The 26,526-nt window shown below is 33.1% G+C and carries 20 protein-coding genes; 13 read left to right on the forward strand and 7 right to left on the reverse strand.

What is annotated here, in order from left to right:
• Positions 1–34: 34 nt before the first annotated feature.
• Positions 35–2,683, reverse strand: coding sequence for a TonB-dependent receptor (locus OYT91_RS14135; RefSeq protein WP_281238477.1), 2,649 nt, complete (start codon positions 2,681–2,683; stop codon positions 35–37).
• A gap of 351 nt (positions 2,684–3,034) precedes the next feature.
• On the opposite strand from OYT91_RS14135, the gene OYT91_RS14140 reads away from it, so the two are divergent.
• Positions 3,035–3,922 carry an SAM hydrolase/SAM-dependent halogenase family protein gene (locus tag OYT91_RS14140; RefSeq protein ID WP_269224273.1) on the forward strand — a complete coding sequence of 296 codons (888 nt, stop codon included), beginning with the start codon at positions 3,035–3,037 and terminating at the stop codon, positions 3,920–3,922.
• Between the two features lie 95 nt (positions 3,923–4,017).
• Here the strand turns inward: OYT91_RS14140 and OYT91_RS14145 are convergent, their stop codons facing one another.
• From OYT91_RS14145 to OYT91_RS14160, 4 genes are all read right to left on the reverse strand, one after another.
• The gene (locus OYT91_RS14145) at positions 4,018–4,515 is read right to left on the reverse strand and encodes a DUF6646 family protein (protein WP_269224272.1); all 498 of its coding nucleotides are present in this window, start codon (positions 4,513–4,515) and stop codon (positions 4,018–4,020) included.
• A gap of 40 nt (positions 4,516–4,555) precedes the next feature.
• The gene (locus OYT91_RS14150; RefSeq protein ID WP_281238478.1) at positions 4,556–5,287 is read right to left on the reverse strand and encodes a metallophosphoesterase family protein; all 732 of its coding nucleotides are present in this window, start codon (positions 5,285–5,287) and stop codon (positions 4,556–4,558) included.
• A 384-nt stretch (positions 5,288–5,671) separates the two neighbouring features.
• A complete protein-coding gene (locus OYT91_RS14155; RefSeq protein WP_281238479.1) occupies positions 5,672–6,811 on the reverse strand; it encodes an ATP-binding protein in 1,140 nt (379 codons plus the stop codon).
• Between the two features lie 85 nt (positions 6,812–6,896).
• Entirely contained in the window at positions 6,897–7,769 is an 873-nt protein-coding gene (locus OYT91_RS14160; RefSeq protein WP_281238480.1) for an aldo/keto reductase, read from the reverse strand.
• A gap of 225 nt (positions 7,770–7,994) precedes the next feature.
• Between OYT91_RS14160 and OYT91_RS14165 the strand changes: the two genes are divergently transcribed.
• The 8 genes from OYT91_RS14165 to OYT91_RS14200 all read left to right on the forward strand — a co-directional run bounded on the left by OYT91_RS14165 (position 7,995) and on the right by OYT91_RS14200 (position 17,466).
• Positions 7,995–8,999, forward strand: a complete 1,005-nt coding sequence (locus tag OYT91_RS14165; protein ID WP_269224268.1) for an AAA family ATPase — start codon at positions 7,995–7,997, stop codon at positions 8,997–8,999.
• A gap of 197 nt (positions 9,000–9,196) precedes the next feature.
• On the forward strand, positions 9,197–10,060 hold the full coding sequence (locus OYT91_RS14170) for a DUF58 domain-containing protein (protein ID WP_281238481.1): 864 nt from the start codon (positions 9,197–9,199) through the stop codon (positions 10,058–10,060).
• Between the two features lie 158 nt (positions 10,061–10,218).
• The gene (locus tag OYT91_RS14175) at positions 10,219–11,847 is read left to right on the forward strand and encodes a phenylalanine--tRNA ligase subunit alpha (RefSeq protein WP_281238482.1); all 1,629 of its coding nucleotides are present in this window, start codon (positions 10,219–10,221) and stop codon (positions 11,845–11,847) included.
• The gene (locus OYT91_RS14180; protein WP_281238483.1) at positions 11,847–12,848 is read left to right on the forward strand and encodes a vWA domain-containing protein; all 1,002 of its coding nucleotides are present in this window, start codon (positions 11,847–11,849) and stop codon (positions 12,846–12,848) included. The genes OYT91_RS14175 and OYT91_RS14180 overlap by 1 nt, the downstream gene beginning before the upstream one ends.
• 150 nt (positions 12,849–12,998) lie before the next feature.
• Positions 12,999–14,033: a vWA domain-containing protein gene (locus OYT91_RS14185; RefSeq protein ID WP_281238484.1), complete on the forward strand. Its 1,035-nt coding sequence runs from the start codon at positions 12,999–13,001 to the stop codon at positions 14,031–14,033.
• A 66-nt stretch (positions 14,034–14,099) separates the two neighbouring features.
• On the forward strand, positions 14,100–14,843 hold the full coding sequence (locus tag OYT91_RS14190; protein ID WP_281238485.1) for a TPR repeat aerotolerance protein BatC: 744 nt from the start codon (positions 14,100–14,102) through the stop codon (positions 14,841–14,843).
• Positions 14,844–14,914: 71 nt separating this feature from the next.
• Positions 14,915–16,663, forward strand: a complete 1,749-nt coding sequence (locus OYT91_RS14195; protein ID WP_281238486.1) for an aerotolerance protein BatD — start codon at positions 14,915–14,917, stop codon at positions 16,661–16,663.
• A 59-nt stretch (positions 16,664–16,722) separates the two neighbouring features.
• Entirely contained in the window at positions 16,723–17,466 is a 744-nt protein-coding gene (locus OYT91_RS14200) for a tetratricopeptide repeat protein (protein WP_281238487.1), read from the forward strand.
• Positions 17,467–17,785: 319 nt separating this feature from the next.
• Here the strand turns inward: OYT91_RS14200 and OYT91_RS14205 are convergent, their stop codons facing one another.
• On the reverse strand, positions 17,786–18,286 hold the full coding sequence (locus OYT91_RS14205; RefSeq protein WP_281238488.1) for a CvpA family protein: 501 nt from the start codon (positions 18,284–18,286) through the stop codon (positions 17,786–17,788).
• A 162-nt stretch (positions 18,287–18,448) separates the two neighbouring features.
• Between OYT91_RS14205 and OYT91_RS14210 the strand changes: the two genes are divergently transcribed.
• From OYT91_RS14210 to OYT91_RS14225, 4 genes are all read left to right on the forward strand, one after another.
• A complete protein-coding gene (locus OYT91_RS14210) occupies positions 18,449–18,805 on the forward strand; it encodes a hypothetical protein (RefSeq protein WP_269224262.1) in 357 nt (118 codons plus the stop codon).
• 120 nt (positions 18,806–18,925) lie between these two features.
• A complete protein-coding gene (gene pheS / locus OYT91_RS14215) occupies positions 18,926–19,945 on the forward strand; it encodes a phenylalanine--tRNA ligase subunit alpha (RefSeq protein WP_281238489.1) in 1,020 nt (339 codons plus the stop codon).
• A gap of 322 nt (positions 19,946–20,267) precedes the next feature.
• Positions 20,268–20,675 (forward strand): hypothetical protein, encoded by a 408-nt coding sequence (locus tag OYT91_RS14220; RefSeq protein WP_281238490.1) that lies wholly within the window; start codon positions 20,268–20,270, stop codon positions 20,673–20,675.
• A gap of 148 nt (positions 20,676–20,823) precedes the next feature.
• Positions 20,824–25,455 carry an FG-GAP-like repeat-containing protein gene (locus tag OYT91_RS14225; RefSeq protein ID WP_281238491.1) on the forward strand — a complete coding sequence of 1,544 codons (4,632 nt, stop codon included), beginning with the start codon at positions 20,824–20,826 and terminating at the stop codon, positions 25,453–25,455.
• A gap of 73 nt (positions 25,456–25,528) precedes the next feature.
• Here OYT91_RS14225 and OYT91_RS14230 read toward each other — a convergent pair whose 3' ends face one another.
• Positions 25,529–26,524 (reverse strand): NAD(P)H-dependent glycerol-3-phosphate dehydrogenase, encoded by a 996-nt coding sequence (locus OYT91_RS14230; RefSeq protein WP_281238492.1) that lies wholly within the window; start codon positions 26,522–26,524, stop codon positions 25,529–25,531.
• Positions 26,525–26,526 lie beyond the last annotated feature (2 nt).

The following is a 26,526-nucleotide window of genomic DNA, read 5'->3' on the forward strand; positions in this document are numbered from 1 at the left end:
ACTTTTAGACGGCTCTTTTATTGGTTTTACTTTTTTATAATTTAAAACTTAATCTTCCAAAATAGTAAGCACCTGTTGTACCCATTTGTACTGGAGCATATTTAAATACTCCAAAATAACTGTTTTCATAAACTTGTCTGTCTGGGAAAACATCAAATAAATTATTAGCACCTAAAACAAATTGGATTTTAGGAGTTATTTTATAGGCCACTGATAGGTCGGTTACTGTTTTTCCTTTGTGGGTTTGAGAAATTCCAAAAGGAAATCCGTTTCGAATAACTTCTCCAAAATAAGTATTTCTTACTAAAAAGTTGAATTTATTTATGGCGTAATTTAAAGATAGTGTTCCTTTGTTTTTTGGGGTGTTGGTTTCTATCAAACTTCTTTCCTGAGGACCATAATACACATCTTCTTGACCAATGAAGATAGAAGGAATATTATTTAATTTATCATCTACTTTATTTTCGTTGAAGTTGTATAATAACGAAACGGTAAGGTTTCCATTTCCTATATTCATGTCATAATCTGCCACAAAATCGATACCTTTAGTTGTAGTATTAATGGCATTGGTAAAGAAACGACCCGTTTGTGCACCATACGTTTCAAATAATGCTTGTAGTTCTGGAACTGGATCGCCATAAGGATCATTCCCTAAATTTCCAGTTAGGATAATTCTATTGTCGATTTTAATTTGATAGGCATCAACTGTAAAATGTAAATTTTTTAGTGGAGAATATACAATTCCAAAACTGTAATTTTTAGAAGTTTCTTCTTTTAATTCAGGAATTCCAAGTTGTTTGGCAATATCACTATCGTTTCTAAAAATACCCGAATTTAAATTTTTTCCATCTACAATATCAGTTGCAATATTATTGAAATATTGTTGTTGTAATGATGGAGCTCTAAATCCTGTACTTATAGACGCACGGACAAAAAAGGTATCCGTAATTTTATATCTAGAAGATAGTTTTCCATTAAACGTATTTCCAAAATCAGAATAATTTTCAAAACGTCCTGCAACGCCTACCAAAAATTTATCTGAAAAATCTACTTCAACATCAGTGTAGATACTCAAGTTATTTCTCTTTTGGTTTACCTCATTCAAAGGAGAAAATCCTGGGAAAGATTGTGCACCACCATTAATATAAGAAGCCTCTTCGCCTTTATTAATTTGGAATTTTTCTGTACGGTATTCTGTTCCAAAAGCAAATCTCAATTCGTTAAAAATAGTTTTAAACGTACGAGAAATATCGGCATTCAAAGTGTTTTGTAAAAAAGAGTGATTTCCGGCATTAAAATCAGTTGGACTATTTACGCCTAAAGAAAAATTATTGGTATTAGACACTTCATATTTAAATACATTTTGACCTACAGTATTACTAACGTCTAATTTCCAATCTGAAAATTTAAATCTCAAACCCGAAATCAATGAGGCATCAGAGATGTCCGATTTTAATTCTGGTTGAAAGCCAAAAGGGAATAATTCTGGCACAACATTTTCGGTCTCACTTGGTAAACGTCTAAATCCAAAACCAGTACCATTTCTTTGGCTAAAACCACCTGAAGCGTAAAATTCGATATTTTGGTTTAAAGGAATCATTGAATTTACAAATCCTTGTATGTTTTGTATTTTGGCATCACCAATTTGAAAATTAAAATCATCACGAGAAAGACCTGAAGCCGCAAGTAAATCATCATCTATTTGGCGTGCATTTGGATTACTGAAATCGTATGCAAAATAATTATCATAAGCTGATTGATCAAAAATAATTAAATTATGATTTTGAGAACGATTGGTTTTTTCACGATTGTTAAATTCGGCTGTTAGATTGATAAAACCTCCTTTATCACCCAATTTATGACCGTAATTCAAATTCAAGTTGGTTGTTTGTCCATCGTTTCGAGAAGTTTGCCCATAAGTAGTATTGACTTCCAAACCTGAATTTTCTTTTAAAACTAAATTAATAACTCCTGCAATTGCATCGGAGCCATATTGTGCAGCAGATCCATCACGAAGTACCTCAATACGTTTTATCGCAGATGCCGGAATGGCACTTAAATCAGTTCCTACAGATCCATTACCTGTTGTATTTTGATAATTGACTAATGACGTAGTGTGCCTTCTTTTACCATTTATCAAAACCAAAGTTTGATCTGGACCTAAACCTCGTAACGACGCAGGGTCAATATGTTCGGTTCCATCAGAAGAGGATTGACGATTCGAATTAAAAGCAGGAATCATATACGTTAAGATGTCGTTTATGCTTGTTTGTGGCGTAACGTTTCTAATTTTCGCTAAATTCACGACATCAATGGGAACTGTAGTTTCGAGCTTACTTTTATTCGGGTTTCGGCTACCAACTATTACAATCTCATCAAGCGTATTGTCTTGTGCAATCAGTTGAATTTCGGTATTATCACCTTTAACTTCAACATGTTTCGAGTTGTAACCAATCAAAGAAACTATTAAAACGGCAGTGTTTGTTGGTGCCGTAATAGTGAATTTTCCAAACGCATCACTTGAAGCGCTAGTGTTAGTTCCTTTGACAACAATTGTTGCCGATTCTAATGGATTTCCTTTTTCATTCGTCAGAATTCCGGATATAACATGGGTCTGACCGTAGAATTGTGCGCTGAAGAAAAATAGTAATAAAGGAATAATAGTTTTAGTAATTTTTTCCATACTTTTTTGTTATTGATTTTAATTAATTTAAAAACATAAACCCTCTGTTTTTGGCAGAGGGTTTATTGTCTATTTTAATGATTTAAAATGATGCAATACGATTACTCTGCAGAAGTTCCCCACATCATCATACAAATATTACATATTAGTAATTTCATTTTTTTTCGATTTTTTTCTGCTACAAATTAAATGTTTTTTTTTATTTAAAAAAAACAAACAGCAATAAAAATAGTGGTAGTTACAAAGTTGAGTTAATTGTAAACGCTAAGTAAAATCGCTTTTTTCAAATTTTTGAAATTGAGAATTCACTCAAAATAGAATATATTTGCAAAAATTATAAAGTATAAAAATATGAAATTACGTTTTCTAATCCTTTTGTGTGCCTTTTCTTTTTATGGTTTTTCACAAAACAATGTACTGGTTTTCCAGTCGGATTTTGGCACAAAAGATGGAGCAGTTTCTGCTATGAAAGGAGTTGCCTTAGGGGTTTCTACAGATATCAAAATATTTGATTTGACACATGAAATACCTGCATTTAATATTTGGGAAGCATCATATCGTCTATCTCAGACGGCTCAATATTATCCAGCAGGAACCGTTTTTGTTTCTGTTTGTGATCCTGGAGTTGGTACTTCAAGACACTCCGTAGTTCTGCTTACAAAATCAGGACATTATTTTGTTACGCCAGATAATGGTACTTTGACTTTGATTTCAGAACAATTAGGAATACAAGAAATTAGAGAAATTGATGAAGTTAAAAACCGTCGTAAAAATTCGAATGAATCTTATACTTTTCACGGTCGTGATGTATATGCTTACACGGGTGCAAGACTGGCTTCCAAAGCAATCAAGTTTGAAGAAGTTGGGCCTAAATTGCCAAATGAGGTTGTAAAAATACCATACCAAAAACCTGTTTTTGAAAATGGAATTATTAAAGGCGGTATTCCAATTTTAGATATTCAATATGGCAATGTTTGGACAAACATCGATAAAAAAACTTTTGAGAACCTAAATTTAAAATCGGGTGATTTTGTAAAAGTGCAACTATTTAAAGGAACCGAAAAAGTATACGACAATCAATTACAGTTGGTGAATACTTTTGGACAAGTTGCTGTTAACAATGACATTTGCTACTTTAATAGTCTTTTGAATTTTTCATTAGCCGTAAACCAAGGTAGTTTTTCTGAAAAACATAAAATTTATAGTGGATCAGAATGGAGTATCATTATAAGTAAATAATTGATATTGTATCTGTTTATATGAAAATTAATTTCCAATAAAAAAGCGTCTTGTTTTAATCAACAAGACGCTTTTTCTTTTACTATAAATTCAGCTTACATACTAAATGAAGCACCAATATTGAATGTGAATTGATTGTTTAAATTTTCAAATCCTGAAGCATCCGTATTGTATTTTGCAATTGGGAACCCAGCTTCGGTAAAAAGTCCAAATCCTTCTGTAAAGAAATATCGTGCTCCAATATGTGCACCAAAGTTTTTTAGACCTAAATTCAAACCTGGATAAATGTCTAATTTTTCGTCAATGTTAAGGACACTTCCTAAGTTAGCATTGATTCTAAATTTGGCATCAAAACGATCGTGAAATTCAGGTGTTTGTCCTAAAACTTCATCTACATTCAATAAGTATGAACCAACTAAGCCATACGATAAGTTTTCACCTAATCCAAAATCAGTTGAAATTTGAATTCCAGTTCCACCATTTTGAAGGTTTGCTCCAACATTAAATCTAGCATCTCCTTTTCCTTTAAAGGCTTGTTGTGCATTGGTTAAACCAAAAGTAACCAATGCTAAAAGTGTTATAATTTTTTTCATAAATATAAAAATAGGTAATAAATTTTTACAAATATAGTATTTACATTTTATTTCTACCTTTCTCGTTCGGATATAAAGTTGGTAAAAGTTCACTTTGCCAAAATTCTTTGGTGTCCACATCCATTATCGTTAATGGCCCTTTGAAAGCTGCACTAGTGTCAATATTCCAGATATTGGCTTTTTGAACGGGAGTGGTTTGACCAATTCGTGAAACAGGAGTATGGCCAATATAGATCTCTTTGTATAATGTGAATCGTTTGGGATAGTACAAATGATCTGGTTTCATATTTGGATCCAATGCCAATGCAGTTTCCCAAAGTGTTCGATCCCAGTAAAATAATTTAGGGAAATATTCGAATATAACTCCGTTCATATTAGTAAATCCAGCATGGATAAACATCCTATTTTGCTCGTCTAAATAATAATTCTCCAATGATTCTAAGAATTTTACATGCTTATTTTTGGTTTCACCATTCACATTTTGATATGCCAAAACAGTAGCTTCTCCGCCATGTTGGTACCATTGTTCATTGTCTTTGCTGTCTTTGAGCCATTCTCGTAACAATTCGTCATGATTTCCTCTTATGCAAACAATGTCGTGTGTTTTTTTTAATTCAATCAAAAAATCGATTACTTGTGGTGATTGACTCCACCCATCTACATAATCTCCCAAGAAAATAAGTTTGTCTTTCGGGCTTACATTAGCTCTCTCCATTATTTGGTGCAATGCTCTCAAGCCACCATGTATATCTCCTATTACTAATGTTCTCATTTTATGCGGTATTTGTTTTTTTGCAAAAATAAGGGAAAAGAAGTGTGTTTTCTACTTTTTTTAATAGAGATGATGCAAGTGACTTCATTTTAATAATTTTAAGTTTTTATTAAGAATAAATCCGTTGAATTGCTTGTTATATCCGTTGAATTCTAAGCTTGTATGGCGTTATGGTATATTATTTTTAAGTACATTTGACTTTCAAAAATATCACTGTTTTTAGTGATTGCTCAGTATAAAGAATCATTGTAATTTTACTTAAAATTTATAAAATGAACGCACTTCTTACCTTATTGCTATTAATGACCAATTTTATTTGCCAAGTTATAAATGAAATAGTGGTTTGGATAACAGGATTATTCAGTTAAGCAATTCAGCTATTTTTTATTGAACATCATATTTCATTTTTCTTAATATGCGGAGCGCTTCTTTAAAAGAAAGGTAAACTTGTGAAAACGGTTTTAATACTAGTTTTGCATCAATTAGTTTTTGCTTGGCATCTTCAAAACCATTGAGGTAGCATATCATAAAAGTAGAGGGCAAATTATTCAAATCTTTTCTTTCCCGATCCGATAATTTAATATTTTTTTCAAGTTTTCCTAGTAAGGCTAAATTTGAATTGTAGATATGGTATAGCATTTTTTTGTTATATTCCGGCGGCTCAAAAAGTATTTTTCGATCAATGTTATAATAGCCATTTTCCTGAAAACGGATGGTTTGTTGTTCAAGTGGGTAATAACTGGTTCTATCGTTCAAACCTAACGGTACATATTCAACAATGGTAAAACTATCGTCATCATAACTAATTTCAACGACATCTTGAGCCGAATAAAACAGCTTAACTTGTTCGTTAATTAATTCAATATCCACTCGGGACAAATAGGTTTTGTTTCTTGATTTTTTTGTAATTCCAGCCCAGCACATTACAAATAGTTCTTTAAAAACTTTATATTTTGGACTCATGTCTTTGTGGCGAAAATTCATAAAATCAATTACGCCATCCAGTGTATATTTGATACTGTTTCTCGAATTGTTTTCGATGCCAATAACGGTTTCAATATTCTGAAAATTCTTCTCAATTTCTCCTTTCGCTGGCATTGTATTACTGCCTTGTCTGATAAAAACACTATTGATAGGAATGGTATGAATTCCTTTTTTAAAATAGGATGTTTTATTATTGGGTTTTATCGTTACAAGGCCAACTACTTTGTCCTTGGGTAAATTAGGGAAAGGGACATTTTCGTATTGAATTTTGGGTGGATTTTCAAGAAAAGCATTCACTAAATTTTGAATTCTGCTATCATCAAAAAAATCATCTCCAACAATTTGATTGTTCTCATCTTCTACACCCACAACGATGTATGAATTATTGGTCGGATTCGAATTCGATAAGGCACAAATGTGCTTCAAAAATTTGGCTTTTCCTTCTCTTGAGTGCAAATTCAACTGCCTTTTTTTATCATAGAAACTGCTCTCATCGTTGTGAGCCAGTAAGTTTTTGATAAGAATACGCTTATTGATCATTTGAACTTAGCAATTTTTATGAATACTTTAAATCTTCTAATTTATTAATGAACCATTCTATTTTGCAACTGAATATTAAAAATAGCTATGGAACTTCATTTCCAGTACTCGCTGTCCAAAGTGCAAACCAATCCTGCAAATCCATTTCAACGGTTGTGGCTTTCATCAAAAGCGAAAGTCTCTTTTTGTCTGAGGTGCCACAAACGGGTAAGATTCCTGCAGGATGTTTTATGATCCATGCCAATAAAATGATATCCTCAGACACATTATATTTAGCAGCCAATTCATGAGTTACTTTCTTAATACGTTGTGATTGTTCATTCTCATTTCGAAAAACGGTTCCAAGTGGTGACCAGCACATAGGCGTGATTCGGTTGGTTTGCATGTGATCCAAACTGCCATCGAGCATTGGTTCTAAATGGGTAATTGAAAACTCAATTTGATTGTAATTAATTTTTGTTTTTGTTTCAATCAAATTGCTTTGACTTGGTGTAAAATTTGAAACACCAAAATCTAATATTTTCCCCTCAATTTTAAGCTTTTCAACGGCTTCGGCAATTTCATCTGCTTGTATCAGTGGACTTGGTCTATGCAATAACAAAAGATCCAAATAATCCGTTTGCAAATTTTTTAAAGATAGCTCTGCTGAGGCTATGATATATGCTTTTGAATATTGATAATGTTTGATAGTATTTTTTCTGCTTTCAGAGACCATTTGGATCCCACATTTAGAAATCAATTGGATGTCTTTACGGTTGATTTTACTTTCGTTAAATGCTTTTCCAAAGGCTTTTTCTGTAGTATATACCCCATAAATATCGGCATGATCAAAGGTTGAAATGCCATTTTCAAGGCATATATTCATTAATTCTATCATTTGTTCAGTGGTGCAGTTTTTGCCCCAAACTCCCCAAGTCATTGTGCCTGCAATAATTTTTGAAAAAGGTATTTTGCTCATGGTTTCATTTTTAGATTACCCCTTGAAAATTAGGGGTTTATTTAACTAATTTGAAGTTAATTTTTTTTAGTTCTTAAAAATAGACAAATACAATCATAATTCGTCCTTAAAATTAGGGGATTTGTCGAAGTTTTAACCATTCTTTAACATCTTACTTCTAAAAAAAAATTCAATTTGCACCATCAAACAAAACAGACAATAAAACAAGGGTTTAAAAATAACAATATGGAAGAAAATACAGCGACTTTAGACATTAGAGCAATCAATGAAAAAATCGAAAGAGAAAGTGCTTTTATTGACCTTCTCACTATGGAGATGAATAAAGTTATTGTGGGACAAAAACACATGGTCGAAAGATTATTAATTGGACTTTTGGGTCAGGGACATATTCTGTTAGAAGGTGTGCCCGGATTAGCAAAAACTTTAGCGATTAATACCCTTTCTCAAGCCATTCAAGGTTCTTTTAGCCGAATCCAGTTTACTCCCGATTTATTACCTGCGGATGTTGTAGGGACGATGATCTATAATATTAAGCAAAATGAGTTCTCTATCAAAAAAGGACCAATTTTTGCTAATTTCGTTCTTGCCGATGAGATTAACCGTGCGCCAGCCAAAGTGCAATCAGCATTATTAGAGGCCATGCAAGAAAAACAAGTAACTATTGGTGATACTACATTTAAATTGGACCGACCATTTTTAGTATTGGCAACTCAAAACCCTATTGAACAAGAAGGAACCTATCAATTGCCGGAAGCGCAAGTCGATCGTTTTATGTTAAAAACGGTTATCGATTATCCGAAGATGGAAGACGAGCGTTTAGTTATTCGTCAAAACCTCAAAGGGAGTTATGATAAAGTAAATCCGGTAGTTTCTGTAGAACAAATTTTACGCGCTCAGGAAGCAGTTCGAGAAGTTTACATGGATGAAAAAATAGAGAAATACATATTGGATATTATTTTTGCAACTCGTTATCCCGAGAAATACAAATTAGCTGATTTAAAACCTTTGATCAGTTTTGGAGCATCACCGCGTGGAAGTATTAATCTGGCTACCGCTGCAAAATGTTATGCATTTATCAAGCGTCGCGGGTATGTAATTCCAGAAGATGTTCGTGCTGTAGTTCATGATATTTTGCGCCATAGAATTGGAATCACTTATGAAGCCGAAGCCGAAAACATTACATCGGTAGACATCATAAATAAAATCATAAACGAAATCGAAGTACCATAAGAAAGTTTTCAGTGTTCAGTTTTTTAGTATTCAGTCAGGCTTGTTTCAAAAAGTGTGGTTGTAAAAAGATTTTAATTTTAAAGACTTTGGAGAATAAACTTATAATAAAAAATTTGCTGAATTCAATTTACTGAATACTTATTGTTGATCGCTAAAAAACTGAACACTGTTCACTGAACACTGATCACTAAAGAAAAATGGATACAAAAGAGCTTTTAAAAAAAGTACGTAAAATAGAAATCAAAACCCGAAGATTGAGTGATCATATCTTTTCGGGAGAATACCATACATCGTTTAAAGGGCGCGGAATGACCTTTAGCGAGGTTCGTCAATATCAATTTGGAGATGATATTCGTGCCATCGATTGGAACGTAACTGCGCGTTATAACGAAGCACATGTCAAAGTTTTTGAAGAAGAAAGAGAATTGACCATGATGTTAATGGTCGATATTTCGGGTTCTGAAAGTTTTGGTTCCAAAAATCAATTCAAGAAAGAAATTGTTACCGAAATAGCTGCAACAATGGCATTTTCGGCTACTCAAAACAATGACAAAATAGGATTGATTTTGTTTTCAGACCAAATAGAATTGTATATTCCACCCAAGAAAGGTAGATCTCACGTATTGCGTATCATTCGAGAATTGATAGAATTTGAGCCTAAAAGTTATAAAACCGATATTGCTCAAGCTTTAAAATTTTTATCGGGTACCCAAAAAAAGAAAGCGATTGTATTTGTTATTTCGGATTTTATGTCGGGAGATTATGAACAAACGTTGAAAATCGCTTCTAAGAAACACGACATTACGGGTATTCGAGTGTATGACATTCGAGAAGAAAAAATGCCCAATCTAGGAATGGTTTCAATGACCGATGCAGAAACAGGACAAACAAAATTGATTAATACAGGTTCAAAATCCGTGCGTATGAATTATGAAAAATACTATCATGATAATGTACACTATTTTAAAGAAACTTTCAGTAAATCAGGTTCAGGTGTTGTAAATACTAGAGTGGATGAAAGTTATGTAACCAAATTATTAGGCTATTTTAAATCCCGATAAAGATTTCAGATTTTTGATTAACTATTTATAAGTATAAAAACAGCAAAAACAACTTTGAAATAATATTTTTTTGGATTGAAAATAATCTTTTATTTATAGAGAAATCGTAAATCAAAAATCGTTAACCTTCAATCAAAAATCAAAATTTCCCAAAATCAATGCTTAAAAAATTAATAATATTCTTACTGCTGATTTCGACTTCTATTTTTGCACAGCAAAAAGTAGTTACCAGTATTGATACCACAAAAAACAAAATTGGAGCTGAGTTTAAATTGACTTTAAAAACTTCGGTAGATACGTTGTCTAAAGTGGTTTTCCCAAGACTAAAAAATATTGGTGCGCTCGAGGTAATTCATTCCTATCCAATTGATACTATTAAAAAAGACGATCGGTACGAATTAATCAAAAAATACGGTTTGACTCAATTTGATTCCGGAAGATATACGATTCCAAGCTTCAAAATTCTGATAAACAATAAAGCTTTTTTGACTGATTCTATAAAAGTTGAGGTGGCTAATGTTCAAGTAGATACATTAAAACAAAAAATGTATGACATTAAAGACATTGTAAAAGCCGAAGATTCATTGGGAGATTGGTGGAAATATCTTTTGGGAATTTTATTAATATTAGGAATTGGAGGTTTTATTTATTGGTATGTCAAAATTCGTCAAAAGAAAAAAATTGAAGAAGAAATCTATAAAACTCCCATAGAAAAAGCGACCAGTTTACTCAATACTTTAGAGAAAAAAGAACTTTGGCAGCATGGTGAAGTAAAAGCATATTACAGTGAATTGACGGATATTGCCCGAAATTATATTGAAGAAGCTATTGAAATTCCTGCCATGGAAAGCACTACTTCTGAATTGATTGCAGGACTAAAAGCGGCATCGTTAAAAAAGAAAATGAAGCTCTCTCAAGAAACAATTGAGAATTTATTCACTGTTTTAAAACAAGCCGATTTAGTGAAATTTGCTAAATCAAAACCATTAGAATTCGAAATTACTGAGGATAGGAATAAAATTCAAAGAGCAATTCTAACACTTGATGAAGCGATTCCTGTTGAAGTGCCTGTGGATGAAGATTTGATTTTGAACGAAGCTCAGAAGCAGAAACAAATCAAAACAATGTTAAGGAAGAAAAGAAATCAACGAATTGCAATTTCGGTGGCTTCTGTGCTTTTCCTGCTTTTTGCTACAGCAACTTATTTTATTGCAACCAAAGGATTTGATTTTGTAAAAGATAATATTCTAGGCCATCCAACCAAAGAATTATTAGAAGGGGAATGGGTAAAAAGTGAGTACGGAAATCCAGGGGTAATTATTGAAACACCAAAAGTGTTGAAACGAATGGATTTGACCAAAACATTACCCAAAGAGGGAATGGCTTTGATAAAAGAGATGCAATCTTTCGGATACGGGAGTTTATTGGATAATTTTTATATCATGGTGTCAACTATAAAATACAAACAAGAAGGTGCTTTAGATTTGTCTAAATCTATAGAAAGTTCTTTAAAAGCATTAGAATCACAAGGTGCTCAAAACATGATTGTCAAGCAAGAAGATTTTCAAACGGCTAACGGGATTACTGGTAAAAAAGGATTTGGTACTTTCTCAAGAATAGATGGAAACAGTCAGAGCAGTACTAAAATTTATTATGAAATCCTTCTATTCGGACAAGCTGGAGGATTACAACAAATTTTGATTTTGCACGAAGAAGGAGATCGTTATGCAACAGAATTAACAGACCGTATTTTGAACGCTGTAGAACTTAAAACAACTAGTAACTAATGGAAAAAATAACCTTTTTAAATCCAGAATTTTTTTGGTTGTTTCTTTTGCTTCCATTTGCTATTGCTTGGTTATATTGGAAAAAAAATCAACAAACGGCTACTTTAAAAATAAGTTCGCTTCAAGGATTCAAAGGAACAGAATCAGTACTCGCAAAGTTAAAACCCGTTTTGAATGTGATGCGAATAGTTGCATTGGCTTCATTAATTATAGCAATGGCAAGACCAAGAACGGTAGACATTAGCAATAAAACCAAAACGACAAAAGGAATCGATATTGTGGTTGCGGTCGATGTGTCAGGAAGTATGCTAGCCAAGGATTTGAAACCAAATCGAATGGAAGCACTAAAAAGAGTTGCAGCCGATTTTGTTGAAGAAAGGCCCAATGATAGAATTGGATTGGTAGTTTATGCTTCTGAAGCCTATACAAAATCACCCGTTACAAGTGACAAAGCTGTAATTCAAGATGCCATTCGAAGTATAAAATATGACAATGTTTTGCAAGATGGAACTGGAATTGGAATGGGACTAGCAACAGCGGTTAATCGTTTAAAAGACAGTAAGGCCAAAAGCAAAGTGGTAATTTTATTGACAGATGGTGTAAATAATGCTGGATTTATCGAACCAGAAACCGCATCAGATATCGCTCAACAGTATGGCATAAAAGTCTATACAATTGGAATAGGAACTAATGGAATGGCGGAATTCCCATACGCGATTGCACCAAATGGTCAATTTCTATTTCAAATGATGAAGGTAGAAATTGATGAACAATTAATGAAGAATATTGCCAGGAAAACTGGAGGTAAATATTTCAGAGCAACCAGTAATGATAAATTGGCTGAAATTTACAATGAAATCAATAAACTCGAAACCACAGAAATTGAAGAATTGAAGTTCTATGATTATGACGAAAAATTCAGACCTTTTGTTTTACTTGCAGGGTTTTTATTGCTATTGGAAATAGGGTTTCGCAATACAGTTTACAGAAGTTTTATATAAGCCCCTAACCCCCGATTCAGGAATTTGGAGCAACTAAATTAAATAGAAAAAAATATCAAAATTTAGATTTATAATTTTAGAATAAAAATCTAAAATCTAAATTCAGACCCGAGCCAAAGGCGAATTGGCGAAGCAAATCTAAAATTAAAAATGGAATTAGACGAACAAAATTATTTATACCTTCTTTTTATATTACCGCTTGTGGTGGTGGTTTTTCTATTTAATTTATATTGGAAAAGAAAAAAACAACGCGAGTTTGGAGATTTAGAAATCATTAAAAGATTAAGTCCTGAACGTTCTATTTTTAAGCCTGTTTTGAAATTGGGTGTACTGATTTTAGCTTTGATCGCTTTAATTGTTGGATTAGTAAATCCGAAGATAGGAACCAAAGTAGAAACGGTTAAAAGAGAAGGAATTGATATTGTTTTTGCAATGGATGTTTCCAAAAGTATGCTTTGTGAAGATGTTGCTCCAAGCCGATTGGATAAAAGCAAACAAATCGTATCTCAAATCATCAATCAATTAGGAAGCGACAGAATAGGAATTGTTGCTTATGCAGGTAGTGCATTTCCGGTATTGCCAATTACAACTGATTATAGTGTTGCCAAAATGTTCTTGCAAAGCATGGGTCCAGGATTGGTTTCGTCTCAGGGAACTTCACTAGATGAGGCCATTAAATTATCGGGTACTTATTTTGATGATAAAAGTAAGACCAGCAAATTAATGATTATGATTTCTGATGGTGAAGACCATTCTGAAGGAGCCGAAGCAGCCGCTGAAGAAGCAAAAAAACTAGGAATGAAAATCGTTACCATAGGTTTGGGCACCGAAAAAGGAGGGACTATTCCTTTAAAAAAAAATGGTATTGTTGAAAGTTACCAAAGAGATAATGCAGGTGAAATTGTAATTACTAAATTGAATCCAAATAGTTTAGCGACTATTGCCAAAATTACCGGTGGAGGTTATGTCAACGGAAACAATACCAAAGAAGTATTGGAATACATAAAAGCAACCCTGGATAAAATACAAAAAACCGAATTTGAAGCCACGGAAATGGCCGATTTTCAATCGCAATTTCAATGGTTTTTAGGATTGGGGTTTGTGCTGTTATTTTTGGATATTTTCTTTTTAGAGAGAAAAACCCAATGGGTCAAAAAATTAGATTTATTTAACGAGAATAAATAAAGTATCAAAAGAGCATTAACGAAAATTGAAGTTTTTTAAAATACGTTGAAAGGAACATAAATAGAAATGAAAAATAAAATCATATACATATTACTATTACTTTTTGCTTTTGGCGCCAATGCCCAAGAGAAAGATAAAATATTGCCTAATGCAAATGAAGAATATACAGCTAAAAATTATGCAGAGTCTGAAGCAAATTATAGAATTTCACATTCAAAATTCCCCAATCGAACAGTGGCTCCATATAATTTAGGAAATGCAATATACAGGCAAAATCAATTTTCAGAATCCAAATTTGCGTATGCAAATGCGTTAAAGAATTTAAAAACAAGATCCCAAAAGCATAAGGCATTTCATAATTTGGGTAATGTTTATATGAAAGAGAAGGATTATACTCAAGCAGTAGAAGCTTATAAAAACGCATTGCGCAATAACCCAGAAGATGATGAAACTAGATATAATTATGCTTTGGCCAAAAAAATGCTAAAGGATAATCCTCCTCCAAAAGACGATAAAAAGAAAGACAAGAATAAGGACAAAGATAAAAATAAAGACAAAAAAGACGACAAGAATAAAGATAAGGACAAAAAAGACGATAAGAAAGACGGCGATAAAGACAAGGACAAAGACAAAAAAGACGGTAAACCAAAAGATGATCAAGGGCAACCTAAACCAAAACCTGGAGGAATTTCAAAACAACGAACCGAAAATTTATTGGATGCTGTAAATAATGAGGAAAAGAAAATTCAAGATAAAGTAAATGCCAAAAAAGTAAAAGGTTCACCTGTGAAAACGGAGAAAGATTGGTAGTTTTTTATAATAGGAATTGACATGAGATATTTTAAATTGATACAAATAAAACAGTAACGATTAAACCAGTAATGAAAAGATTTTTAATTCTATTACTATTATGTTTTCAAGGACTTATGGCTCAAGTTCAATTTGAGGCAAGAGTTAGCAAAACGACGCTTGGACTCAACGAGAGACTTCGTATCGATTTTGTAATGAATATTGATGGCGATAATTTTGTACAACCTTCTTTTGAAGGTTTCCGAATTATTGCAGGACCGAGTCAACAAGTGAGTCAATCATGGATTAATGGAAAAACATCTTTCGAGAAAAGTTATTCCTATTATTTGTTGCCCAATCAAAAAGGAAATTTGGTCATCAAACAAGCTATGATTGAATATAATGGGCAGATTTACAAAACACAACCTATAAAAATCAATGTTACAGCAGCAACGGAGCAACCAAGAGATCCAAACGATTCTCAAATTTCTGCCGATGACAATCTGTATTTAATTGCTAATATTTCGAATACCAATCCCTATATTAATCAACCTATTACAGTAGTATATAAATTGTATTTTAGTTATAATATTGGAATTAACAATTGGAATGAACTCAGTAAACCCAAATACAATGATTTTTGGAGCCAAAACATTGACATTAAACAATTAGTTGGCGAGGAAGGAATGTTTAAAGGGGAAAAATACCGTTTTGTAGTATTAAAAAAAGTTATTTTATATCCACAAAAGTCTGGTAAACTAGTCATAGAGCCTTTGTCGTTAGACATAAGCGTAAAATTACCAACCAATCGAAGAGATATGTTTGGTCGGGTATTATTAGTCGATGGGAATAAGAGAGTTTCAGCAGGAGCTAAAACTATTAGTGTAAAACCTTTGCCAGAAGCAGGAAAACCAGCCGATTTTACAGGAGCTGTGGGTAAATTTGATTTTAAAGCAATACCATCCAAAACAACTTTAAAAAATGGCGAAAGCTTGGATTTAACTTTGAGCGTTACAGGTACTGGAAATTTAAAATTATTTACTTTACCAAAACCCGAAGTACCAAATGCATTAGAAATGTATGATGCGGTTCATGATGAAAAAGTAAACACACCACTGTCTGGAATGAATGGCAAAATCTCAGATTCTTATACTATTATTCCACAATACAAAGGGGATTATGTTATAAAACCAATGCAATTTTCATACTTTGATTTGAGTTCAGGAACTTATAAAACCATTAGTTCAAAAGAAATTAAAATTAATGTTCTAGATGGTCCTACCCAAACTGCCGAGGCTCCTTCTAATGCCAATGTAGGTAAAAATAAAATTGAAAAAATTGAGCAGTTTAAATTTATTGACTTAAAAACAGAACTTCTAGCAAGAAAACAGCCTGAATTTTTTGGTTCTACGTCATTTTACACCTTGTTGTTTTTGCCCTTTTTAATACTTCCTTTGATTGTTTTATTCAAAAAGAAAAAAGAAGCAATTGATAGTGATGTTTTTGGAAACCGAATTAAAATGAACAATAAATTGGCTAAGAAATATTTATCAGAAGCCAAAAAGCAAATTAATAACAAAGCCCCTTTCTATGTAGCTTTAGAAAAAGCAATGCATAATTTCCTGAAAGCCAAGTTGCATATCGAAACTTCAGAAATGAGTAAAGATAATATTCAGGAATTATTATTGTCTAGAAAAGCCAATCCAGAAGTAGTAAATAGTTTTATTGCACTTACCGAAAACTGTGAGATAGCCCGATATGCGCCATCATCGAGTGCAACGATTCAACATGATTTTGATAAAGCGGTAACTATTATTTCCGAATTAGAAAAACAGATTTAACACCTAAGAAACTTAGAATCTCAGCAAATTAGAATCTTAGCATCTTAAAAAAAATGAAAATGAAAAATATTTTTTATATACTATTATTAATCTCGCAAGTTTTCTTTGCACAAACGGGTTTCGAAAAAGGAAATAATTTGTACCAAAACGGGAAATATGATTTAGCGGCCAAAGCTTATGAATCAGTTTTAAATGACAATAAGGAATCTGTTGAATTGTATTTTAATTTGGGGAATTGTTATTATAAATTGCACCAAACCGCTCTTGCAATTTATAACTATGAGAAAGCTTTAGTTCTAGATCCTAGCAACCCAGCCGTTTTAAACAATATTAAATTTGCCCAAAAGCAAACCATAGATGAGATTAAAGTAGTCCCAAAAGTGGGTTTTGCAAAGTTGCTTCGTGATTTTACGGGTATTTATCCTTTCGAAACTTGGGCTTGGATTTCAATAAGCTTCTCAATGTTGGTATTGGTTTTTTTTATAGGCTATTATTTTTCACAAAACGTAGTGATGAAAAGAGTTTTCTTTTTTGGAATGTTTGTAATTCTATTGCTTGTTGTGATGAGTATTTCGGCTGCCTTTTTTGAGAAAAGCCATTTTGATAATGAAAAACCAGCTATCGTTTTTGCAGAATCATCCGATGTAAGAAGTGAACCTCAAAAGGCTGGTTCAGTCATTTTTGTTTTACACGAAGGAACCAAAGTATATGTAGAAGAAACGCTAGGCAACTGGAAAAAAATTCAATTGACTGATGGAACCGAAGGTTGGATTGATAGCGGAGCCATTAAGGAAGTGAAGTAGTAGTCAGTATTCTGTCTCCGATCTAAAAAAATGATAAGACTGTCCAGAAAGTGTACCCAATATATTTTTATGCTATTGATAACACTGAATCTCATAGGTTTTATATGCATTATAAAATAAATCTGTGTAAATCTTTTGAATCTGTGATCTACTTTTTCGTTTTGGGATTAGTCACGGATACTGATAAAAAATTATTATATAAAAGAATAGCCCGCAGTTTTTCGACTATGGGCTATCTTATTTTAAGAATGCATTCAACTGATTGAACGGAAAAAGATAATCCTTTCGACTAAAATCGGATTACTGAAAACTTCGAACGCTACTTCCTCGCTTTGTCATACCATTTTTCGATAGAAGGAAAAATATATCCAGCTACTTTTTGTATCGGGTTAAAGAAAATCGATTTGTCAAGGGTCTCTTTTTTGGCTAAATAATTATGGTAATTCATTTTTTCGAAAATTGTTAGAAATATACTCATGATTAAAACAGTTTTCAATACTCTAAAAAAACCACCACCTAGACTGTTTATCCAGCCCAGAAAAGCAAAATCGGCAATATTGGTCAGGAATTTGCCCAACATATAAATCCCAATTACAACCACAATAAAAGTCAAAATAAAGGCAAAAATTTGTACCGTGTAAGGATTCCAATGCAGCCAATTCGATAAAAAATCTTTGACAATTGAAGAAAATTTAATAGCAATGTATATTCCTAATATTAGTGAAAGCAAAGAAGCCAATTCTACAAAAAGTCCGTTTCTAATTCCTTTGTAAAATGAATAACACAAGAACCCACCAAGAATAATATCAAAAAAACTCATTTTTTTTATTTTAAAATTTAAAAGCGTAAAGATAAAAGAATTGTTCGGTAACCATTGTCAAATTTCAAGTTCTTATCTTTGCTGGAAATAATTTTAGATTTTAGATTGACTCAATCATCTCATAAGAATTCTAAAATCTAAATTCTAAAATAAAAAAAAAAAATGTCAAGAGACACACAACTGAAAGAACGCTGGGAACGGCTTGTCGATATACTTTCCAATCAATTTTCGCAAGGAGAAGATTTAGATTTGGATGCTATTATTTATTTAATTGGAGTACAGGAACTCGGGAAGGTTCATCGTGAATACAAAAAAGATGAAAAACTCAATTTGATGCACATTGCCATTTGCCGCTTATTGGAACCGTACGGATTTTATGAATTTGAATTTTTTGACGAAGACGGCTGGCCACATTATAAAGTAAAAGAAGAATTACCTCCTTTGAAAGCGGGGGAACAATCCGTTTTGATGAAAGAAGCAATTGTTAATTATTTCTTGGAAAGAGAATTGATTGATTAGGAATTAGTTGTAAGTGATTAGAAATTAGCTTTATTGTTAATTTTTTTTAGACTTATCACTAATTACTTTTCACGAATCACTAAAAAAAGCTAAATTTGCACTCTCAATTACGGATCGAAAATGATAGACAAGATAAAAGAATATATTGGCGAAGCACAGGCCTTCTCTACACAAAATCCTGCAGAATTAGAAGCATTTAGAATAAAATTCTTAGGAACTAAAGGATTGTTGAAAGACCTTTTTGCCGAATTCAAAAATGTACCAAATGACAAAAAAAAGGAATTTGGACAAGTGATTAATTTACTCAAAACTTCTGCCGAAGATAAAGTAAAATCAATCCTAGAAACATTAGAAAACAAAGAAGAAAGTAAAGGGTTTTATGGCGATTTAACTCGTACAGCCGAACCTACAATTATTGGTTCTCGTCACCCAATTTCATTGGTAAAAAACCAAATTATTGATGTCTTTTCAAACATTGGATTCAACGTTTCCGAAGGACCAGAAATTGAGGACGATTGGCATAATTTTACGGCATTAAACTTGCCAGAATACCATCCGGCGCGTGATATGCAGGATACTTTTTTCATACAAACCAACCCAGATATTTTGTTGCGTACGCACACTTCATCCGTGCAAGTGCGTTACATGGAGAACAATAAACCGCCTATTCGAACTATTTCTCCAGGGAGAGTTTTTCGTAATGAAGCTGTTTCTTCCCGTTCACACTGTATCTTTCACCAAGTGGAAGGATTGTATATTGACAAAGACGTGTCTTTTGCCGACTTGAAACAAACCCTTTTGTATTTCACCAAAGAGATGTTTGGGAAATCAAAAATTCGTTTGCGTCCATCCTATTTTCCATTTACGGAACCAAGTGCGGAGGTCGATATTTATTGGGGACTTAAGACCGAAACCGATTATCGTATCACCAAAGGAACAGGTTGGTTGGAAATTATGGGTTGCGGAATGGTAGATCCTAACGTACTTAAAAATTGCGACATCAATCCAGACGAATACAACGGTTTTGCATTCGGAATGGGAATTGAAAGAATTGCGATGTTGTTGTATCAAATTGGTGATATCCGTATGTTTTATGAAAATGACGTACGTTTCTTAGAGCAATTCAAATCAAGTATATAAAGATTTTAGATTAACGATTTTTATTATCATAATCCAGAAAAGGAGCTATTTCCAGCTGTCCACAATATCTTTTATGCCGAACACCGGCATAAAAGGATATTTGCTCCCATCTGGGCTAGGGAATTCCGTAATCAATATATTTAGTGGAATAGATTATCCTGCAAGGTTTTTTTAACCTTGTAGGAATTACATAAAAGACAAACACCTACAAGGTCTGGAAAAAGACCTTGCAGGAAAGCAAAAAACAAAACATACAAGCGTTTTTTAATTTTAGAAGTTTAAATCTAAAATCTAAAATCGTTAATCTGTAATCAAAGATCAAATGAAATCTGACATCACCATCCCCGAAGTAGAAAACGTATTCCTTGCTGCCGTTCAAGAATGGAGCGATGATTTTATGGAGAAAGTATGGTATGCCTATTTGATAAATGACAGTGATTTTCAATTGGACAGCGTAATGGTAGTTTCTAAAGCTTTTGGTACGATTGACGGAGAAATGAAAAAAACATCACTTTTGCGTCACGCTTTTATAGAAGTTCCAGCAGTCTCGGTAGTAAAAATCGAAATGATTGAAAAAAGTGTTTTGGCACTCAACAATGAGTTTATGGTGACTTATTTCATCGGCAACACCTTATACGATAAAAAATTTATTTTCAAAGCCAATTCTATCAATGAAACTGCAGTAGAAGAAGTACCTCTTTTATTCGTAGATGGAGTGGTAGTGTATTAAAAAACAGCGCTTTATATTCTAAAATTTAATAAAACTTTCCAAAATATGGAAAGTTTTTTGTTTTAAAAAAGTTGGCAGTCCTTGAAAACACTATAAATGGTAATTTAGGCACAAGTATTGATTTTGATTTTTCGTAAAATCAAATATCATGAAAAAAACTTTATTTTATTTTTTACTTCTCTTCTTAACGACAAGTAAAATATTGGCTACGGGCGAACCGTCTACGTATTTTCAAATTTATCTTTCTCCAAACAACGATGCTGTAAAGAGGGACGTTTGTCTAATAGTCACGGCTATTTATGATGACACCCAATTTGAAATTATTGATGATGGAGCTGATGGTGACACCGATGATAGTAAGACGGGTGTATTGAAAGCTGGACAAAGTTACATTCTGTACATCAAAGACAACGGTATCAATGATGATGCCCGTTATGCTTCTGGCGGAGTTCTAAAATGGGATGGAGATTATTTTATTATTAAATCAAATAAATTAGTCTACGCTTCCCAAAGTACCAATAGCGATTGGCAACACGATTGGGTTCCTAGTGTCGATAAAAGTTCAATTGGACAAAAATTCATAGTTTATGCTCCAATGATTAGTTCTTCAAATCGGGATATTAATGTGTTTGCTTATCAGGATAATACAGAGGTTCAGTTTCATAAAATTTCTACACAAGCCAAAACCAATACCGGATTTACGGATGTAAACTCAGAAAATCCAATTCTAATTTTCAGTAAGAATTTAAACATAGGGCAAGACCTTATTTACAGTTCCGCCGAAGGGAAGAATGTTATGATATCTGGCGAAACGTATGTTGTTACTTCCAATAAACCCATTACGGTTCAATACGGAGCATTATTTCAAAACGAAAGAGATGGGGGTGGTTATGTACCTACATCTAATGGTAGTTCCTCAGGTGAATTGCTGTATTTTGGAGTGCCTTATCAATCTGGGGGTGAACAAGAAATCCGAATTGTAAGTTGGGATGATTCGAATGCCATAAAATTGGATCGATACTCCAATGGGAATTGGGTTGCTGTCAAAAGTTTCACCCTAAATAAATCAAAAGCAGGGGACTGGGTTGGAAGAACAGATGGAAATGTTTCATACAATACCGTTTTTAGAATCAGTTGCAGTCCAGGTAAAAAAGTATCTGTTTTTGAAGGGAATTGGTTTGAAACGGGTTCTCCAGGAACTTCCGATATGGCTACTATGGTTTCTTCAGACAATGGAACTTCGGCTGGAAAAAATTTCTTGGCCTACATTCCGCCACCAGGCAACGAAGCAAATGCAGTCGATCCTTTTACAGGCTTAAAATTTGGAGGTCAATTTTCGCATTTGTACTTGTTTTCAAAAAATGGTGCAACGGTAACAATAAAAGATGCCAATAGCGACGGGAAAAAGTTCAAGAAAACCTATACAATTCTTCCAGAACGTTATGCCGATTGCTCCATAAGTTTAGCGGAATGGAAGGCAATTTATAACGGTACAGGAACCAATTCGGGTCCGGATAAACCCTATTTATCCGTGACCAGTGATGCTGATATTTCTGTAATGAATAGTAATTTCAACGACAATTGGATGTGCTATACCGGAAGTTCTCTTGGTCATTCGTTTACCCAAACGGGTTTCATAAATGACAATACTTTGATTCCTACTGAAAAGGCAAAAGCGGTTTCTGTCATTACTACGACTTCAGAAGTTACAGAACCATTAATTGAAGTTATTGTTCAAGATGGATTAAAAGTGATTGATTCTAGAATAATTGATTCAAATAATCAAAGCACAATTGGAGAAATTCAAGAACTTACCGACAAAACTAAAGTAGTATTTAACGACCTTAAAACCTTAGAACCTAACGCTGTTTACTCAGTTGAAACTACTGTTGTTGCTACAGTCGGGGCAAATAATGGGGAGATTTTAAGTCAAACTATTAATGCAACAATTGAAACCATTATTACAGGAAAAATAAATAATGAAATTCAACAATCTACTATTGCAAATTCTATTTCTGTAAATACAAGAAACACTTCAAAATTGATTTTTTCTCATTTTGAAGATACCGTTTTCAATTTGAATGCAACAAATTCATGGACATTAAGTTGGGTGGACATTAATTCAGATGGTTGGGACGATTTGTTTGTAACTGATACAGATTTAACGGCTCCCAATTCCATTTTCATGAATAACAAAAAAGGAGGTTTCACAACAGGACAAGTACTACCAGAAGCGGGAATTTCTATGAGTAATACTTGGTCAGATACAGATAATGATGGAGACCCAGATTTATTGGTATTGAACAATACAAGAACTTCAAATAGTTTTTATAGAAATGATAAAGGGACTCTTGTTTTAGACAACACAAAAGCATTTACTAAAGACGTTTCTTATTATCACGGCGGTACTTTTGCAGATTATGATAATGACAACAAAGTCGATTTGTTTATGTGCAATTATTTTCCAACGAAATACAATGAATTGCATAAAAATAATGTCAATGGAACTTTTAGTAAAGTCACCACCGAAGCAATCCCTCTAGAAGCCAATTCTTCTTTGGGACCAACATGGGCAGATTATGATCAAGATGGTTTTATGGATTTATTTGTTCCTAATGGAATTGGGAAAAATAATTCTTTATTTCATAATGATGGAAACGGAACATTTTCAAAAGCTAATAATGTTATTAATGCCGAGGGCGGAAAATCTGTAGGAAGCTGTTGGGGTGATATAGACAATGACGGTGATTTGGATTTGTTTGTAACCAACTCAAATAGTACTACTAATTTTTTATATAAAAATAACGGAAAAGGAAGTTTTGAAAAAATTTCAAATTCGGTTGTAAATCAAGGAGGAAGCTCACACGGTTGTAGCTTTGCTGATATTGATAATGATGGTGATTTGGATTTGTTTGTAACCAATGATAAAAGTCGAAAATATCTGTATTTTAATGACGGCAAAGGAAATTTCACTGAAGATCAAAGTGAAATGATTACGTTTAATTTTGGATTATCATTTGGCCATTCTTGGAGTGATTTTGATCATGATGGTGATTTAGATTTAGCCGTCGCCACACATTCGAATCAAAAAAACCACATTTTTGTAAACAACGGAAATGCCAACAATTGGGTAGAATTCAAATTAAAAGCGACAGTTAGTAACGGATCTTCAATTGGAGCCAAAATTAGTACTCATACTACAAATGGTATACAATATAGAGAAATAAACAGTCAAAGCGGTTTTGGAGGACAGAGTTCTTATAACCAGCATTTTGGTTTGGGAGCTACAACTGTCATAGATTCAGTTGAAGTAAAATGGCCAAGCGGAATAAGACAAATAGTAAAAAATGTAGCTATCAATTCAATAGTTGAAATTACGGAACCGTATCAGCAAAAAGTAAATGGTTTGGTTTATTTTGACACAAATAATGACGGACAAAAACAAGCAGAAGAACCAATTATTACTCGGGCAGGTATAAAAATCATGCCAATGGATAGTAAAGTTTATTCAGATGTCAATGGGTTATTTAGCTTTTTTAGTACGGATAAAAAATGTAATCTAAGCATACTTGAAGAAAATGGTTTGTCTGCTTCAGTAACCGCAAAAGAAATAGATCTTACAACTTACAATGTTGCAGATGTAATAGAAATTCCTGCGATTCCAGTTTGTAGCACTTCAGATTTGAAATTGAGTATGGGAGGAACTGCGATACGAAAAGGATATTCTAATGGACAATTTAATATTGTAGCAACAAACCAAACCAGAAATGTTGCACAAAACTTTACAGTGAATTTTGTAGCACCATCAGCTATTACAATTCAAAACCCATCGATACCGTATTCTCAACAGCAATCCTTTGTCGAAAACGGGATTACTTATAATAGATATTCATGGTCCATAAGTAATTTGAATGCGTTCGAAAACAAAACAATTTCATTCTCTCATGGCAATGATGCTTCGGTTCAAATCGGGAATACATTTGTATTTAAAGGAGAGATTCTTTCGCCGGATACGGATTGTACACCATTAAATAATCTTGTTGAACAAACCTATTTGGTTTATGGAGCCATCGATCCAAATGATATTTTGGTTTCTCCAAAAGGATATGGAGAAGAAGGATATATTTTGTCAGACCAAGTTTTAAATTATACCATTCGATTTGAGAATGTTGGAAATTTCCCTGCTCAAAAAGTGATTATAGTAGATGAATTGTCTGCCGAATTGGATATTAATTCCTTAAAAGTGATGGCATCAAGTCATGAAAATGTAAAAACTGAAATTGTAGGCAGAGAAGTGAAATTTACTTGGGATCCAATCAATTTGCCTTCTTCAATAGAAAACAGTTCAGAGGGGCAAGGTTATATTTCGTTTTCTGTGCAACCAATAGCGGGATTGAATTCGGAGACTAAGATTGTAAATACGGCAAGTATTCAATTTGATCAAGATGCTGCATTGGCAACAAACAAAGTTATCAATACGATTCAATCCAAAACGGTTGAGAATGATTTGGTAGTAGTCAAAATGTATCCAAATCCAGTCAATGATGTTGTATTTGTAAGCCTAAGACATGAAAAAGGAAATGAATTTACAACAAAATTAATTTCTAAAGTTTCAATAATAACAATGCAAGGAATCACCGTTTTAGAAAAGAAATTTGAAAACGAGACCGAGATTAGAATGGATTTGCCTTTGGAATTACATGGTTTCTATTTTGTAAAAATAATGGATTCTGAGGGTCAAAGTCATGTTGAAAAAATGATTGTCAAGGATCGTTTTTGATGTATCCCAAAACGACAAAAGGCCCTATTTAAAAATTTTAAATAGGGCCTTTTTATGTTTATTAAAATAGGTGTTAATCCAATTCCTCAGTCAATTTTTTAAATACCGTTTTAGCTTCTTTTCCTTCATATAAAATAGCATAAACAGCATCGATTATTGGTGTTTTGGCTCCATAACCTTGGTTGAGTTTATAAGCACTTTTTACGGCATAATAGCCTTCGGCAACCATACTCATTTCCATTTGTGCCGATTTTACTGTGTATCCTTTTCCAATCATATTACCAAACATTCTATTTCTCGAAAAAACAGAATAACCCGTAACCAATAAATCGCCCAAATAAGCCGAATCATTGATATTTCGCTTCATTTTATGCACTTTCTTGATGAATTTTTTCATCTCCCGAATTGCATTACTCATGATAACCGATTGAAAATTATCACCATAACCTAATCCATGTGCAATACCAGCGGCAATGGCGTAAATGTTTTTAAGCATTGCGGCATATTCGGTTCCGATAATGTCATCAGTAATTTTTGCTTTGATATAATTACCTGATAAATTTTTGGCAACAATCGAAGCTTTTGCAGGATCGCCACAAGCAATGGTTAAGTAAGATAGTCTTTCCAAAGCAACTTCTTCTGCGTGACAAGGACCGGTAATTACACCAATATTGTAATACGGAATGTCATATTGAAAATGAAAATGTTCACCAACAATCAAACTGGTTTCAGGAACAATTCCTTTTATGGCAGAAAAAATTATTTTGTCTTTTAGGGAAACAGTTAATTTTGCTAATTCACCATCTAAGAAAGCAGACGGTATAGCAAAAATAATATAATCTGCGTATGCAACCGCTTCGTTTATATCATTGGTAAGTTTGAGTTTTGCGTTGTCAAACTCAACAGAACTTAAATAATTTGGATTGTGTTTGTGTGTTTTAATGTGTTCTATTGCAGCATCATTTCGCATATACCATGCAATCTCAGGAAGATTTACGCACAACATTTTTGCTATAGCAGTTGCCCAGCTCCCACCACCAATTACTGCAAATTTTAAATTATCGGCCATTT

The organism is Flavobacterium praedii (genome assembly GCF_026810365.1).
Lineage (GTDB): Bacteria > Bacteroidota > Bacteroidia > Flavobacteriales > Flavobacteriaceae > Flavobacterium > Flavobacterium praedii.

Coding starts and splice junctions, on each gene's coding strand:
- OYT91_RS14195 (WP_281238486.1), top strand. CDS start 14,915: ATGAAAAGATTTTTAATTCTATTACTATTATGTTTTCAAGGACTTATG.
- OYT91_RS14190 (WP_281238485.1), top strand. CDS start 14,100: ATGAAAAATAAAATCATATACATATTACTATTACTTTTTGCTTTTGGC.
- OYT91_RS14175 (WP_281238482.1), top strand. CDS start 10,219: ATGCTTAAAAAATTAATAATATTCTTACTGCTGATTTCGACTTCTATT.
- OYT91_RS14205 (WP_281238488.1), bottom strand. CDS start 18,286: ATGAGTTTTTTTGATATTATTCTTGGTGGGTTCTTGTGTTATTCATTT.
- OYT91_RS14185 (WP_281238484.1), top strand. CDS start 12,999: ATGGAATTAGACGAACAAAATTATTTATACCTTCTTTTTATATTACCG.
- OYT91_RS14155 (WP_281238479.1), bottom strand. CDS start 6,811: ATGATCAATAAGCGTATTCTTATCAAAAACTTACTGGCTCACAACGAT.
- OYT91_RS14230 (WP_281238492.1), bottom strand. CDS start 26,524: ATGGCCGATAATTTAAAATTTGCAGTAATTGGTGGTGGGAGCTGGGCA.
- pheS (WP_281238489.1), top strand. CDS start 18,926: ATGATAGACAAGATAAAAGAATATATTGGCGAAGCACAGGCCTTCTCT.
- OYT91_RS14160 (WP_281238480.1), bottom strand. CDS start 7,769: ATGAGCAAAATACCTTTTTCAAAAATTATTGCAGGCACAATGACTTGG.
- OYT91_RS14135 (WP_281238477.1), bottom strand. CDS start 2,683: ATGGAAAAAATTACTAAAACTATTATTCCTTTATTACTATTTTTCTTC.
- OYT91_RS14180 (WP_281238483.1), top strand. CDS start 11,847: ATGGAAAAAATAACCTTTTTAAATCCAGAATTTTTTTGGTTGTTTCTT.
- OYT91_RS14170 (WP_281238481.1), top strand. CDS start 9,197: ATGGATACAAAAGAGCTTTTAAAAAAAGTACGTAAAATAGAAATCAAA.
- OYT91_RS14210 (WP_269224262.1), top strand. CDS start 18,449: ATGTCAAGAGACACACAACTGAAAGAACGCTGGGAACGGCTTGTCGAT.
- OYT91_RS14140 (WP_269224273.1), top strand. CDS start 3,035: ATGAAATTACGTTTTCTAATCCTTTTGTGTGCCTTTTCTTTTTATGGT.
- OYT91_RS14145 (WP_269224272.1), bottom strand. CDS start 4,515: ATGAAAAAAATTATAACACTTTTAGCATTGGTTACTTTTGGTTTAACC.
- OYT91_RS14200 (WP_281238487.1), top strand. CDS start 16,723: ATGAAAAATATTTTTTATATACTATTATTAATCTCGCAAGTTTTCTTT.
- OYT91_RS14225 (WP_281238491.1), top strand. CDS start 20,824: ATGAAAAAAACTTTATTTTATTTTTTACTTCTCTTCTTAACGACAAGT.
- OYT91_RS14220 (WP_281238490.1), top strand. CDS start 20,268: ATGAAATCTGACATCACCATCCCCGAAGTAGAAAACGTATTCCTTGCT.
- OYT91_RS14165 (WP_269224268.1), top strand. CDS start 7,995: ATGGAAGAAAATACAGCGACTTTAGACATTAGAGCAATCAATGAAAAA.
- OYT91_RS14150 (WP_281238478.1), bottom strand. CDS start 5,287: ATGAGAACATTAGTAATAGGAGATATACATGGTGGCTTGAGAGCATTG.